The 15631-nt window shown below is 55.7% G+C and carries 8 protein-coding genes; all 8 read left to right on the top strand.

The features are described from left to right. Positions 1 to 139 precede the first annotated feature (139 nt). The 8 genes from KB449_RS18615 (at position 140) to KB449_RS18580 (ending at position 15629) form a co-directional block, all read left to right on the top strand. Positions 140 to 5284, top strand: a complete 5145-nt coding sequence (locus KB449_RS18615; RefSeq protein WP_282909804.1) for an Ig-like domain-containing protein — start codon at positions 140 to 142, stop codon at positions 5282 to 5284. 272 nt (positions 5285 to 5556) lie between these two features. Then, positions 5557 to 7440, top strand: coding sequence for a beta-L-arabinofuranosidase domain-containing protein (locus KB449_RS18610; RefSeq protein ID WP_282909803.1), 1884 nt, complete (start codon positions 5557 to 5559; stop codon positions 7438 to 7440). A gap of 22 nt (positions 7441 to 7462) precedes the next feature. Beyond that, positions 7463 to 8989, top strand: a complete 1527-nt coding sequence (locus KB449_RS18605) for a glycoside hydrolase family 43 protein (protein ID WP_282909802.1) — start codon at positions 7463 to 7465, stop codon at positions 8987 to 8989. 18 nt (positions 8990 to 9007) lie between these two features. Further along, a complete protein-coding gene (locus tag KB449_RS18600) occupies positions 9008 to 10006 on the top strand; it encodes a glycoside hydrolase family 43 protein (protein ID WP_282909801.1) in 999 nt (332 codons plus the stop codon). Positions 10007 to 10268: 262 nt separating this feature from the next. Beyond that, positions 10269 to 11183 carry an ABC transporter permease subunit gene (locus KB449_RS18595; RefSeq protein ID WP_282909800.1) on the top strand — a complete coding sequence of 305 codons (915 nt, stop codon included), beginning with the start codon at positions 10269 to 10271 and terminating at the stop codon, positions 11181 to 11183. Continuing rightward, positions 11180 to 12145, top strand: a complete 966-nt coding sequence (locus tag KB449_RS18590) for a carbohydrate ABC transporter permease (RefSeq protein WP_282909799.1) — start codon at positions 11180 to 11182, stop codon at positions 12143 to 12145. Before KB449_RS18595 ends, KB449_RS18590 begins: the two co-directional genes overlap by 4 nt. A 46-nt stretch (positions 12146 to 12191) precedes the next feature. Continuing rightward, entirely contained in the window at positions 12192 to 13982 is a 1791-nt protein-coding gene (locus KB449_RS18585) for an extracellular solute-binding protein (RefSeq protein WP_282909798.1), read from the top strand. Between the two features lie 96 nt (positions 13983 to 14078). Beyond that, positions 14079 to 15629: a carboxylesterase/lipase family protein gene (locus KB449_RS18580; protein WP_282909797.1), complete on the top strand. Its 1551-nt coding sequence runs from the start codon at positions 14079 to 14081 to the stop codon at positions 15627 to 15629. The last annotated feature ends 2 nt before the right edge of the window (positions 15630 to 15631 follow it).

Raw genomic sequence — 15631 nt, 5'->3', positions numbered from 1 at the left:
GCGGCATAAACTTAAACAGCAAAGGTGAGTGACGAAAATTAAACGCTTTTTGTCGACTTTACTCGTATTCAGTCTTCTGTTGGTAGGCGCGGTTCCCGTATTGGCAGATCCGACAAGTCCTCCGCCTCCGGAGGATGAAGTGCCGACTAGTTGGGAAGCAAGCAGTCCGCTGCCGAGCGGTAGCCACTTAAACGCAATAGCCACTGATGGAACGACGTCCGTAGCCGTAGGTACGGACGGTTTGATTTTTTCGTCTACTGGCAATGAAGACGCTTTGGCGCCTCGTAATTCCAAGGTCGTTAAGGACTTGAATGACATAATTTATGAGGGCGACAGCTTTGTAGCCGTGGGCGAGGAAGGAACGATTTTAACTTCCGGCGACGGCGCGAACTGGTCATCTGAGAGCCTGCAGACAACCCGCAGCGTAAATGCCATTGTGTATGGAAATGACACTTTTGTCGCAATCGGCGATGGCGGAAGTATTTTTGTATCCAACGACGGATTGGATAGTTGGTCCGATGTATCTCATCCTAATTTTAACGTGAACTTGAACGCGATCGTTTTCGACGGCGATAAGTTCGTTGCCGTTGGCGATGGCGGTATGATGATTCGTTCGACGAACGGATCAAATTGGACGGCACCGGAGGTCATTTCGGACAAGGACTTGAACGGCATCAGCTATGGCGACGATGTCCTTGTCGCAGTCGGGGCGAACGGCGTAATTCTGAACGCGCCCCAAGCTTTGGATGCACCTTGGACACAACAGGGCAGCTTTGATGCTGATTTTGCTTTTAATAGTGTTGCACACGGGGATAACGGATTTGTAGCGGTAGGCGATGCAGGCGTATTGGCAACATCGAGCGATGGGACCAATTGGACCGATGAATCGAGCATTTTGAATGGCATGACCAGCGACCTGTTAAAAATTACGAGTGTTGGCTTGGCCTTCTTTATCATGGACTCCACAGGCAATATTATTGCGAACGCAGGAGGACAATTGATACTGATCAAGGTCATCACCCCCAGTACGCTGAATGCTTTTGTTTATGCTGACGGCACCTATATCACCGGAGGCACAGGCGGTTTCATCAGCACTTCCGCTGACGGCGCAACCTGGTCGAAGGCAAATAGCCGCACCGTCGAGGATGTTAAAAGCCTCGCGTATGGTCAGATTAGCGACGAAGAAGGCATATTCGCAGCGGTCGGCGCAGGCGGCACCATTTTGACATCGGTCAACAACGGCACTAAATGGTCGGCAGAACCGCCTGTGGACGCGGACTCGCTAAACGGCGTTGTATACGGTAGCGGCTTTGTTGCGGTAGGCGACAACGGTAAAATTGAAACGTCTCCGTCTGGAGAAAGCTGGGATAAGGTCGCCGACGTCGGAACGGAAAAATCACTGTATGCTATCGCATACGGCGGAAAAGATCCACAAAGCTCTATTTACGTGGCAGTAGGCGAGGACGGAACGATCCTGACCTCTGCCGATGGCGAAGAATGGTCTTCGCAAACGTCCGGAATTACGGAAGACTTGAAAAGCGTCAGCTTTGGCAGCGGTACGTTCGTCGCGGTCGGCGCGTCCGGAAAGGTTCTTTCCTCAACAGACGGCGAGGAGTGGACAACTCAAACTTCTCCAACGACCGTAGACTTGAATGCCGTATCGTTCGGAGACGGCGTATTCCTGGCGGCAGGCGCCGAAGGAAAAGTGATCTATTCAGCCGATTTGGGCAAAACTTGGAAAGCCACGGTTACTGATGTGAACCAGACGCTTAACGGGATTGGGTATGTGGCTAAGGAGTATCGTCATATCGCGGTCGGCCAAGCAGGGACGATGTTAACATCCAAAGCGTTCTATAGCAGCCCGCTGGTTGTCAGCTTTTCGCCGGCATTCTCGGCTACGGAAGTAGATCTGGATGCGAATCTGGTTCTCACCTTTAACCAGAATGTGAAGCCGGGCGAGGATGCAAGCATTTCCATTTACGATAAGGATGAGATCGATCCAGAATCCGATCCGGAGGAGCCTTTCCCGCTTCTCTTTGAAGACTTTGCGCCGAATAGCGAACGGATAAAGATATCCAATAATATTGTAACCATCGATCCGGAAAAGAGTTTTGAAGCAAATAAAACCTATATTGTCACCATTGAAAGTAATATGTTCCAAAATGATAAGGGTAAAGAAAGCGAAAGAATGGAGAATGATAACTGGCAGTTTACCATGCAGTCCGTGCCCGATACTACACCGCCGACGGTGACCGAGTATGTGCCTGGGAATGAAGACACCGATGTGCCTGTCAAAACGGATCTGAAGCTTACCTTTAACGAAAATGTCGTTGCCAATAGCGGGAATATCGAGATTTACGATAGTACCGACGACGAGGATCCGATTCAACAAATTCCCGTTGGTTCCAATCAGGTGGATGTCACGGGCAAAGTGGTGACGATCGACCCGTCTGATTTGGATTTCAAAACAAGCTATTATGTAAAAATCGATGCTGCAGCGTTTAAAGATGAGGCAGGCAACGCTTATGCCGGCATCTCTGACAGCGAGACCTGGCATTTTACGACAGCCGAAGAACCGGATACGGATGCGCCGGCTTTATTGAGCCATTCGCCTACGGGTAACAATGTTCCTGCTGATTCCAAGCTGGAGCTGTCCTTCAGCGAGAATGTGAAGGCAAACAGCGGCAACATCGTGATTTACAAGAGCGCGGACCAGACACCGGTTCAAACCATTCCCGTTGACTCCGATGATGTGTCGATCGTAGGAACCGAAGTAACAATTAAGTTGAACAAACTGGCCTATGCTACGAGCTATTATGTGAATATCTCGAACGATGCGTTTGTAGATGAGGCAGCCAATCCTAACGCATATGCGGGCATCAACGACAACATCACCTGGACCTTCACAACCGAGAATGAGCCCGACACGACGCCGCCGGCGGTGAGCAGCTTTTCGCCTGCTAATGGGGCAACCGGTGTAGCCATTGGAACCGATCTGACGCTTACATTCACTGAAAATGTAAAGGCGAGCGACTACGACATCGAGATTTACAAGAGTACGGATACTGAAACGCCAGTACAGTCTATCGTCGCCTTGAAAGCGACAATTCAGGGTAATGTGGTGACGATCCATCCATCCGCTGCTCTGGAATACAACACAAGCTACTTTGTGAAAATTGCAAAAGGAACGTTCAGAGACGCGGCAGGCAATAAGTATGCAGGTTTCTCAGAGCCGAACGTTTGGCAATTTACCACAACAAGTGAGCCGGATACGACTTCGCCGACGGTCAGCAGCTACTCGCCTGCCAAAGAGGCTACCAACGTCGCGATCGATACCAATCTGCAACTGACCTTTAGCGAGAACGTAAAGGCTTCGGATGCCGACATTAAGATTTACAAGAGCACCAATGATGAGAACGCGGCAGAGACCATTTTAGCCATTTCCAATAAGGTCTCGATTACAGGCAACGTGGTAACCATTAATCCGTCTGCCGATTTAGCGTACGACACCATTTATTTTGTAACGATTGATGCAGGAGCCTTCAAGGACCTCGCTGGCAACGGCTATGCCGGCATTGAAGGCAGCACCTGGAGCTTCAAAACTGAAAAAGCGCCAATTGAGCCGGATACGACCGCACCGACGGTAACGACCTTGAGCCCGGCGGACAATGCAACGAATGTATCCGCGACTACGAATCTCTCGATTGTATTCAGTGAGAGCGTCGTAGCGAAAAATGCGAATGTTATCGTTAAAAATGCGACCGACGATGCAACCGTAGCGACGATCAAAGCCAACAATACGGCGCTCGTCACCGTTGCGGACAAGACCGTCACGATCAAGACAAGCGATCTGCTGAAGAAGGGCGCGAGCTATTACGTGCTGATCGAAACCGGCGCGTTTGCAGATGCGTCCGACAACAGCTTTGCTGGCATTTCGGACAAGACAGCGTGGAACTTTGCGACCGAATCCGAGCCGGTAACGCCGCCTTCTGGCGGTGGCGCGCCTTCGGGTCCAGTGACGGAGACGATTCCTGCGAACGTTGAAAACGGCGCAGCGCAAGGTTCGACGGTATCGAACGTCTCTATCAAACGTACGACGGATTCGAATGGCGTGAAGAAAGACGACATTACGTTTACCGTGGATCAAGCATCCCAAACGGTTAGCCAGCTGAAGGCAGCCGGCTCTCATTCGGCCAAAATCATCGTACCGGACGAGAAGGATGAGGTAGCGGAAACGAAGCTTACGCTTCCGAAGGCTACCACGCAGCAATTTGCCGAAAACCAAATCGATCTGGACTTCTTCACCGTCAATGCCGAAGTGAAGGTGCCGAGCAGATCGTTGACCGGCTTCGGCGACGACATTTACTTCAACCTGGTACCGTTAAAGACGCAGCAGCTGCGTACGGATGCCGAAGCCCGCGCGAAAACGCAGGTTCAACTCGTATCCGGCGACGCGAAGGTCACGCTAGTCGGTCGTCCGATGACGATCGATACGAACCTGCAAAGCCGCGAAGTGACGCTCGTACTGCCGCTGGACGCGTCGTTAACGACCGAACAGCAGCAGGATCTCGCGATCTTCATCGAACACAGCGACGGCACCAAGGAATTGGTCAAGGGTCAAATCGTTCCTTACGGCCAGTCCGGCAAGTCCGGCATTAGCTTTACGGTCAACAAATTCAGTACCTTTACCGTGGTTCGTGTAGAAGGAATGAATCCGACTGTTGAAGTGAAGGCCTACATGACCGGATATGCAGACGGTACCTTCGGACCCGGTAAGAGCATCACCCGCGCTGAAGCGGCGACCATTATCGCCCGTACCTTCAAGCAGACGGCAACCGGCGCAGCTGCGACTTACATCGATGTAGCTACCGATCATTGGGCGGCTGGCGCCATCGGCCAAGTCTCCCAAAGCGGCATCATGAAGGGGTACGCGGACGGCAGCTTCAAGCCGAACCAAACGATCACCCGGGCTGAAATGGCGACGATGCTGGCCCGCTTGATTACCGGCGTCGCAGGCAATGCAGCCAGCTTCAGCGATATCGCGGGACACTGGGCGCAGGCGGCGATCGAATCGACGGCCAAGGCAGGCATTGTTACCGGCTATGAAGACGGAACCTTCCGTCCGAGCCAAACGTTAACCCGTGCGGAAGCCGTCACGATCATCAACCGCGCACTGGGCATCGCTCCGCTGACCACTGCGGCGCAAAAGTGGACGGACGTCCCTGCTCAGCACTGGGCATACGGCAACATTCAAGCGGCCTCCGTGGATCACACCGTAAAATAACTGCATGATAAGAAAACAGACAGATCTCCCTAAGAGCTTAAACTGAATAACCGATCAACCCCCTTGCCGAGCAAGGGGGTTTCTCTGTGCCGGGGGCGGAAGACGAAGGAAGATCGTTGCCGGCCACTACCGCGCCAATTCGTAAACATCGGGTAACGAAGTAAAAACTTGCCCATTGTTGACGCAATTTTAAACCTTTTATACTAAATTGTAAGCGCAATCATATAAGCGTTATTCATGGTTGATGGCATGGTGCGGGGAGGAGAATCGTTTTGGAGCAGCTGAAGGGAAGAAGCGCGATCGTGCGCGACGAGGAGATCAACCGAAGAAAAGCGGCGAACCGTTCGTATTTGATGAGGCTCAATAGCGATCATCTTCTCTTTAATTATCGGCTGGAAGCGGGGCGTTTTGCCGGTCGCGACATTCCGCACGACGCGCATGGCGGATGGGAATCGCCGGTCTGTCAGCTGCGGGGACATTTCCTTGGCCACTGGCTGTCGGGGGCAGCCCTGCATGTCGACGAGTCCGGAGACCCGGAGCTGAAGGTGAAAATGGATCTAGTCATCGACGAGCTGGCGCCGTGCCAGAAGGACAATGGAGGGCAGTGGGTCGGTCCCATCCCTGAGAAATACCTGCACTGGATCGCGAGCGGCAAAAGTATATGGGCGCCGCAGTACAATCTCCACAAGATCCTGATGGGTCTGGTCGACGCCTACCTCTATGCGGGAAACGAGAAGGCGCTCGGCATTGCGGATTCGTTCGCGGACTGGTTCGCGGATTGGAGCGGACGATTCTCGAGGGAGCAATTCGACGACATTCTGGATGTGGAGACCGGCGGGATGCTGGAGGTATGGGCGGATCTGCTGCGCATCACCGGCAAGGAGAAATATAAGACGCTGCTCGAACGCTATTATCGCAGTCGTCTGTTCCAGCCCCTGCTCGAAGGCAAAGATCCGCTGACGAATATGCACGCGAACACGACCATCCCGGAAGTGCTCGGTTGTGCGAGGGCTTACGAGGTAACAGGCGACAAGCGGTGGTTGGACATCGTGAAGTCCTATTGGAATTGCGCGGTGACGGAGAGGGGGGATCTGGCGACGGGCGGGCAGACGGCCGGCGAGGTATGGTTGCCGAAGCAGAAGATGAAGGCGCGCCTGGGGGACAAAAACCAGGAGCACTGCACGGTCTACAATATGAACCGGTTGGCCGAGTTCCTGTTCCGGCATTCGGGAGATCCCGCCTATGCGCAATATATCGAATACAACCTGTATAACGGCATTATGGCGCAGGCGTACTATCAGGAGTATCCTTTGACCGGCAACAAACATGACAATCCTTCGACAGGACTGCTCACCTACTTTCTGCCGATGAAGGCCGGACTGCGCAAGGATTGGAGCAAGGAGACGGACAGCTTCTTCTGCTGCCACGGAACGATGGTCCAGGCGAACGCGGCTTGGAATCGGGGGCTCTATTATCAAGATGGGGGCGACGGCATTTATGTGTGCCAATATTTCGATTCAGAGCTGGCCGCTGACATCGGAAGCGATCCCGTACGGATCGTTCAATCCCAGGATCGCATGAGCGGAAGCTCGATGAATTCCTCGATAACGGCAGGTTTTCAGGGCATCAATGAGCTGACCGCGATTCACGAGAATATGCCGTCGTATCGCAAGCACGATATTGTCGTACACACGTCGGCGCCAAAGGAATTCGCCATTCACTGCCGGATTCCGGAATGGATCATGGCGGAGGCGAAGATTTATGTCAACGGCAGCTTGCAGGAAAAGACGGCGGAGAGCGGCAGCTTCTATTCCATTCGCCGAACCTGGGAGGACGGTGACCAAATAAGCGTCATCCTGCCGATCGGAATCCGTTTCATTCCGCTCCCGGACGACGGAAGCATCGGGGCATTCCGGTACGGTCCGGAGGTGCTGGCAGGGATTGGGGAGACGGAACGGATATTACATGTGGAAATCGAAGACGCCGCGTCCGAGGTCGAGCTGGAAAACGAGCGCGAATGGGGAAGCTGGCGATATTTTTTCAAGACGGTCAATCAGGACCCCGCGATTCAAATGAGGCGAATCCGAGATATCGGGTACGAGCCGTTCCAGATTTATTTCAAAGTGAAAGGAAGATCGTCGGCCAACCATCCATAACTTCGGTAAAAGGGAGATCGCTATGCATACAACCGTCGCCAACCCGATCCTGTGGGCCGACGTTCCGGACGTCAGCGTCATCCGGGTCGGCTCCGTCTACTATATGGTCAGCACCAGCATGCATTCGATGCCCGGCTGTCCGATTATGAAGTCCGGAGATCTGATGCATTGGGAGCTTGTGAGCTACGTCTTCGACAAGCTGGAGGACAACGACGCCCATAATTTGATCGACGGCAGAGGCGTCTACGGCAATGGATCTTGGGCGCCATGTCTTCGCTATCGTGACGGCATGTACTACGTCGCCTTTAGCAGCAACGATATGAACCGGTTCTACGTGTATCGCGCGGCGGATATCGAGCGAGGGCCGTGGGAGCGCTCCGTCATCGAGGGGCTGCACCACGATCCGAGCTTGCTGTTCGATGACGACGGACGCGTCTATGTCATCTACGGCAACGGCGACATCCGCATCCGGGAGCTGACAGAGACCGCTTCGGCGCCAAGAGAAGGCGGCCTCGATCGGCTGCTGTTCGAGACGGAGAGCGAAGGCATCGGTTTGCGCTGCGAGGGCTGTCACGCGTATAAGCTCAACGGCTACTATTATCTATTCTTTATCGAATGGCCGAACGTCGGCCATCGGCGCCGCCGGCAGCTTGTCTACCGTTCGCGGGAGCTGCTCGGTCCCTACGAGCGCCGCATCGCGCTCGACGACGACCTGGGTTATCGCAACAACGGCGTCGCCCAAGGCGGGATCGTAGACACGCCGGATGGCGAATGGTACGCGATGCTGTTCCAGGATCACGATGCCGTCGGCCGTCTTCCGTGTCTCGTGCCGATGCGTTGGGAGAACGATTGGCCGGTTCTCGGCGAGGGCGGCCAGGTACCCCAGACGTTCGAAGTGCCGCTGCCGCGGCCGGATCCGGCGCCCAAGCCGCTTGTCATCAGCGACGAATTCGACTATTCCGAAAATAAGCTGGCGCTGAACTGGCAGTGGAACCATAACCCGGACGACAGGCGGTGGTCGGTGACGGAGCGCCCGGGTTGGCTGCGGCTGACGACGGGATCGATGGTCGACCGAATCGAGCGCGCCCGCAATACGCTGACGCAGCGAACGGAAGGTCCAGTCTGCGTCGGAGAGACGCTGCTGGACGCGACGGGGATGAAACCGGGCGATCGCGCCGGCCTTGTAGCGCTGCAGGGCGGATATGGCACCGTCGGCATTTGGGTCGGCGATAACGGCGAGATGCGCGTCGCGATGTGCGTGCGAGGAGTGGACGGAAGCGAGGAGATCGCGGAAATCTTGCCGATCGCCGGCGAGCGAATCCGCTTGAAGATCGATTTTGACTTCAGGGAGAGCGTCGATACGGCAGTCTTTTCTTATGCAGCAGAAGGCGAAGCATGGCGGACGATCGGACGCCCGCTCCAAATGAAGTATACGCTCGATCACTTCATGGGCTACCGGATCGGCTTGTTCAATTACGCGACCCGCGAGTATGGCGGCTGCGCTGACTTCGATTATTTCCGTTACGTCAAGAGCGGCGGACTCTATTAAGAATGGAGCGAACCTTAGATGACTCAAGTCCCGAAGCAGAATCAGCCGCTCGTGACCCATATTTACACGGCGGATCCGTCCGCGCACGTATTCAACGGGCGAATCTATATCTACCCTTCGCACGATCTCGACCATGACGGCGAGAGCAACGACAACGGCGACCAATACCGGATGGAGGACTACCATGTCCTGTCCTTGGACAGCTTCGATTCCCCGGTCGTCGATCACGGCGAAGCGCTGCATATTCGGGACGTGCCGTGGGCGTCCAAGCAGATGTGGGCGCCGGATGCCGCGCACAAGAACGGTATGTATTATCTTTTCTTCCCGGCTCGCGACCGAGAAGGCATCTTCCGGATCGGCGTCGCGACAAGCGTTTCCCCGGAGGGGCCGTTCCTGGCGCAGCCGAACTATATAGAGGGAAGCTTCAGCATCGACCCGGCGGTGTTCGTCGACGACGACGGCCGCAGCTATATGTACTTTGGCGGTCTGTGGGGCGGTCAGCTGGAGAAGTGGCGGACGGGCGAATTCCGGCCGGATCCGGAAGAGCTCGCACCCGACGCACCGGCACTCGGTCCGCGCGTCGCGCTGCTGAGCGACGATATGCTGTCGTTCCAGGCAATGCCGCATGAGGTTGAGATCGTTGACGAAGACGGCAGCCCGATCCTTGCGGGCGACGAGGACAGGCGCTACTTCGAGGGTCCGTGGGTACACAAGCATGCGGGCCTGTATTACTTGTCCTACTCGACCGGGACGACGCACAAGCTGGTCTATGCCGTCAGCCGCGATCCGCTCGGACCGTACACCTTCAAGGGAACGATCCTGACGCCCGTCATCGGCTGGACGACCCATCACTCCATCGTTCAATTTCAGGACAAGTGGTATCTTTTCTACCACGACAGCTCCCTGTCGGGCGGCGTCAACCATAAGCGCTGCGTCAAGTATACGGAGCTGCACTACGGCGAGGACGGGACGATTCTGACGATCGATCCGTATCCGGAGGACGAGAGCGGGGAGTGATTTTCAAACAGTCTTTACTTCAGGGAGAATCCGGCGGATTCTCTCTTTTTCTTTGTTCAGGGACGATGCTCTCTGGAATAGGTTGCGCTTTCATTTTAGTAAACGATCGTTAAGCAAGTAAAAAGATGCACGTAGTTAGGGGTATGATCGGGTGCCTATAATGGAAACATGAAAGCGCCATCAAGACTTCGCGGCACGAAGGAAGGGAGATCGATATGAAAGGTAAGGCCCATTCGAAACGAAGAGGAGAGGCGGAGTACGCATGCTGACTTACAACAAGAGAAGCACGTCGTTCAGGAAGTTTCTCTATATCTCTCCTTTTATGGTTCTGCTGTTCATCTTCGCCTACTACCCCCTGTACGGCTGGGTATACGCCTTTTTCGACTACACGCCTCCGATTCCGTTGTCCAAGTCGCCGTTCGTCGGGCTTCAGTGGTTCAGATCGCTGGTCGAAAACCAGGTAAAGGTCGATCAACTGCTGCAAGTCATCAAGAACACGTTCGGCATGAGCGGCCTGACGCTGCTGTTCTCCTGGCTGCCGATGGTGTTCGCCATCTTCCTCACAGAGATTAAGGCCGTCCGCTTCCGGAAGTTCATCCAGACGGTGACCACGCTTCCGAACTTTATCAGCTGGGTGCTGGTGTATTCCCTCGCCTTCTCCATGTTCTCGAGCGAAGGCGTCATTAACGGCATGCTGCGGCAGCTGGGCCTGACCGACGCGCCGATCCTGTTCCTCCAGAGCTCCGATCACGTGTGGCTCACGATGTGGATGTGGACAACCTGGAAAGCGTTAGGGTGGTCCGCGATCCTGTACATCGCCGCAATCATGGGCATCGACGACTCCCTCTACGAGGCGGCCCACGTCGACGGCGCGACCCGCATGCAGGTAATCCGCCACGTCGTTCTGCCGAGCATGCTGCCGACCTACTTCGTCCTGCTGATGCTGCAGATCGCAAGCTTCCTGAACAACGGCCTGGAGCAGTACTTCGTCTTTCAGAACGCGTTCAACAAAGACAGCATTCAGGTGCTGGACCTGTACGTCTACAACCTGGCCATGGGCGGGGGCAGCTACTCGGTGTCCGTGGCGATCAGCATGCTGAAGAGCTTGATCAGCGTCGTGCTGCTCTTTTCGGTGAACGGTCTGTCCAAAATGTTAAGAGGGGAGAGCATCGTATGAGCGAGCATGCGGCAGAGCCGGTACTCGAGCCGGTCCGTCAAAGTCGATTGGATCAGAAGACGCGCTATAAGCTCAGCGCGACGGACAAATTCATCTCCGTCGTCATCTATACGCTGTTCTCTCTGTTTGCGCTGATCTGCGTCTACCCCTTTTACTCGATCATCATCAACACGATCAGCGCGAACGATATCAGCGCCCGAGGCGACGTCGTGTTTTTCCCGAAGCATATTCACTTCCAGAATTACATCGACGTGTTCAAGATCCCGGGACTCGGCCACGCGGCGCTCGTCTCGCTGGGCAGAACGGTCATCGGCACGAGCTTGACGGTGGGCGCCTCCGCCTTCCTGGGCTTCATGTTCTCCCAGGAGGACATGTGGGCGCGGAAGTTTTGGTACCGCTTCACTGTGATCACGATGTTCTTCAGCGCCGGAATCATTCCCTGGTACTTGACGATGAGGTCGCTGCATCTGACCAACAACTTTCTGGCCTATATTTTGCCGACGGTCGTAGCTCCCTTCTTTATTATACTCGTCAAAACGTTCGTGGAGTCGACACCCAAGGAGCTGCAGCAGGCGGCGAGCATCGACGGGGCCGGGACCATGACCATCTTCTTCCGCATCATGCTGCCGATCTGCAAGCCCATTCTGGCGACGGTCGCCATCTTCGCGGCGGTGGATCAATGGAATTCCTTCCAGGATACGCTGCTCCTCGTGACCGACAGCAATCTCTACAGCCTGCAGTTCATTTTATATAACTACATCAACCAGGCGAGCTCCTTATCAACGATGGTCAATCTGCAAAACGCAGGCTCGACGGCGATGTCCAGCCTCTCGACCAAGCAGACGACGACCTCGATCCGGATGACGGTCACCATCATCGTCGTGGCGCCCATTTTGCTGATTTATCCGATTTTCCAAAGGTTTTTCGTAAAAGGGATTATGATCGGCGCGGTGAAAGGCTGACCTGCGCTCGCGCCATTATAATAAATTGATCAAATGGGGGTTTCACATGAGCGACAGCAGAAAATGGGCCAAGAAATCGTTGGCCGTATCGTTGGCAGGCTTGTTCCTGGCGTCCGCCGCGTTGACCGCGTGCAGCGACGGCTCCAAAAATAATTCGGCGTCCGGCGAACCGTCCGGCGCAAGCGTCAGCTCGGGCGCATCCCAGTCCGCCGGGGCGATCGACCACAGCAAGCCGATCACCATCACCGTATTCGACAACGCGGCCAACTACCAGGGCGAGCAGACCGGCTGGTACGGCAAGCTCGTCAAAGATAAGTTCAACATCACCCTGAATATCCTCGCGCCGCAGGTCGCCGGCGACCAGCTGTACAAGACCCGCACGGCGGCGGGCGACCTGGGCGATCTGGTGATCGTCGACAACAGCCAGCTTGAAGAGCTCATTCCAGCGGGCCTCGTAATGGATATGACCGACCGGCTGAAGAATACGAAGTACCTGTCCCAATACGTAGACAAACATTTTAAGCCGTTTAACGCGGGCTTCGACAAGGTCAATCCGGAAGGCAAGATCTACGGCCTGCCGACGTTCGAGGCGGATACGTCGCCGACGACCTTCTCCGAAGAGATTCCCTATTCCAGCCCGATCATGCCCTGGGACTACTACAAAGGAGTCGGCGCGCCGAAGCTGAACAATCTGGACGATCTGCTGAACGTGCTGAAGCAGATGCAGGAGAAATATCCGAAAACGCCGGACGGCAAGCCGATCGTGCCGATCTCCCTGTGGAAGGATTGGGACGGCGGCAGCATGGAAAACGTGCGCTGGGTGAGCGGCTGGTACGGCTTCGAACAGCCGGACGGCACGACGACGATCCAACTGAACGCCAAAGGCGACATCGTTCCGCTCGTCGACGACAACAGCATGTACAAGAAAATCCTGCAATTTTATTTTAAAGCCAATCAAATGGGTCTGATCGATCCCGACTCGCCGACGCAGGATTGGAACAAGGTCGCCGAGAAGCTGACCAACAAGCAGGTGCTGCTCCTGTGGTATTCCTGGCAGCGCGGCTTCTACAATTCGATCGAGAGAGGCAAAAACGGGGACGGCAACGTAGCTGTTCCGATCGCCGACACGCATATCATTCAGAGCAGCGACGCTTATTTCGGCAACGGAAGAGCGTTCGCGATCGGCGCGAAGGCGAAAAATCCGGATCGCATCATGGAGTTTATGGATTGGCTCGCCTCGCCCGAAGGTCTGCGCTATTACGTGAACGGCTTTGAGGGCTTCAACTACGAGAAGACGGCCGACGGCAAGTTCCAGCTGACCGAGGTCGGACAGACCGCCTTCCAGAAAAATACGCCGGTTCCGGACGAATATGGCGGCGGCGGTTACCAGGACGGACAAAGCAAGCTCAATACGATGATCATGAGCGATTTTACCTTCGATCCGGACACCAAGGAGTTCTATAACAGCAACTATTGGAGCGCGACGATCGAAGCGAACAAGACCGTACTAACGACGGACTGGCAGAAGACGTACGGCGCCGAGAACGCGACGGATTACTACTTGAAAAACAACATGATCGATATCGTGCCGAACATCAACACGAGTCTCGGAACCGATTCCTCGGACATCAAGAACAAGCGCAGCCAGATCTCCGACTACGTGAAGAACACGTCCTGGAAGATGGTATTCGCGAAAAATCAGGCGGAGTTCGACCAGCTGTGGACGAAGATGCAGAAGGACGTCGAAGGCCTCGGCTGGAAGGATGTCGTGGCCGCGGATACCGTCAAGGCGCAGAAGATTGTGAAAATGCGCGCCGAGGCGAGCGCAAACAAGTAAAAATCGATTCGCAGCAAAATTCGGAGGGGGACGGATATCGAAAGATATCCTCCTCCGTATTTTGTTGACTTCGGGAAAAGGAAAGGAGACGCAGCGATGTTAAGAGTCGTGAAGGCAGAAAACGGAACGCTGCGCGGATTGCCGGCAGCCGACCCCCGGATCACAAGCTTTAAAGGCATTCCGTTCGCCGCTCCTCCCGTCGGGGACAACCGTTGGCGCGCTCCGCAGCCGGCCGCGGATTGGGAAGGCGTGCGCGACGCGTATGCGTTCGCGCCGGTCCCGATGCAGGTTCGGCAGGAGATCGACGACAACAACATTTATACCCGGGAATGGGCCGTCGAGCCGGATATTGCCATGGACGAGGATTGCCTGTATCTGAACGTATGGACCCCGGCCAAGCGCCAAGGCGAGAAGCTGCCGGTGTTCGTCTGGTACTTCGGCGGCGGCTTGCAGGTCGGCCATACGGCCGAGATGGAGTTCGACGGCGAACGAATCGCGCGAAGAGGCATCGTGGTCGTGACGATCGCCTATCGGCTCAATGCGTTCGGATTTCTCTGCCATCCCGATATTACGGCGGAAGCGCCGGAGGCGCCGGCGAACTTCGGCCATCTGGACCAGCAGGCGGCGACGAGGTGGGTCAAACGCAATATCGCGGCGTTCGGTGGCGATCCGGACAACCTGACGATCGGCGGTCAGTCGGCGGGCGGCGGCAGCGTCATGAACCAGCTCGCGTCGCCGCAGAACGAGGGCCTGTTTCAGCGGGCGATCGTGCAGAGCGGGGTATTCACGACGCTTTATCCCGGCAGCGGCGCGCCCAGGTTCCTTCGCGAGTTCGCGGAGGCCGAGGCGGACGGCATTCGTTTTTTCGAAGCGCTCGGCGTGTCCTCGCTGGCGGAAGCGCGCAGGCTCGATGCGGCGTTCGTCCGCGACAAATATTTGGAATCCGGACGCTTCTGGGGCACCGTGACCGACGGCAAGTTCAATTTGGGGGATGCGTTCGGGTTGTTCCTTCGGAATGAGCGCTGGCCGGTGCCGGTGCTGTTCGGCCATACCTCCTCGGAATTTATAAGCGTGCCGGAGGCCGGTACGCTGGACGAATTCAAAAAGATGGCGGCCGAGCTGTTCGGCGACGGAGCCGAGACTTTTCTCGCGCTATGCGGGGCGAATACAGGCGGCTTGGACGAGGTACTGAAGCGAGCATCGGCGAGCGGCATCGAATACGCGATCCGGATCGCGGGACGGGCCAATGCCGATACCGGCGTCAACCTGCCGCTGTATTATTACAATTTCGACGCCGACATTCCGGGTTGGGATAACCCCGGCACGTTCCATTCGGTCGATCTGTGGTTTTTCTTCGAGACGCTCGCCAAATGCTGGCGACCGTTCGTCGGCAAGCATTACGACCTGGCGCGGCAGATGTGCGATTACTGGGCGAACTTCATTCGCGCCGGAGATCCGAACGGGCAGGATTCGACGGGCGCCGAGCTGCCGCGGTGGGAGGTCTATACGCCGGAGGCGCCGTACGGCATGCGTTTTACGGATCGAGCCGAATTTGCCGGAGAAGCGCCCGGCGAGTTGATGCAATTTCTCGTTGAACGATACTTCAAGCGAAATCCGGTCGTGCAGCAGAGACTCGATAGCGAATAGGA

This window comes from Cohnella hashimotonis, assembly GCF_030014955.1.
Lineage (GTDB): Bacteria > Bacillota > Bacilli > Paenibacillales > Paenibacillaceae > Cohnella > Cohnella hashimotonis.
This window is presented reverse-complemented; position numbering and strand designations above follow the sequence as displayed.

Excerpts from the sequence above, each read along its gene's own strand:
- KB449_RS18605 (WP_282909802.1), top strand. The coding sequence starts at position 7,463 with ATGCATACAACCGTCGCCAACCCGATCCTGTGGGCCGACGTTCCGGAC.
- KB449_RS18600 (WP_282909801.1), top strand. The coding sequence starts at position 9,008 with ATGACTCAAGTCCCGAAGCAGAATCAGCCGCTCGTGACCCATATTTAC.
- KB449_RS18595 (WP_282909800.1), top strand. The coding sequence starts at position 10,269 with ATGCTGACTTACAACAAGAGAAGCACGTCGTTCAGGAAGTTTCTCTAT.
- KB449_RS18590 (WP_282909799.1), top strand. The coding sequence starts at position 11,180 with ATGAGCGAGCATGCGGCAGAGCCGGTACTCGAGCCGGTCCGTCAAAGT.
- KB449_RS18585 (WP_282909798.1), top strand. The coding sequence starts at position 12,192 with ATGAGCGACAGCAGAAAATGGGCCAAGAAATCGTTGGCCGTATCGTTG.
- KB449_RS18580 (WP_282909797.1), top strand. The coding sequence starts at position 14,079 with ATGTTAAGAGTCGTGAAGGCAGAAAACGGAACGCTGCGCGGATTGCCG.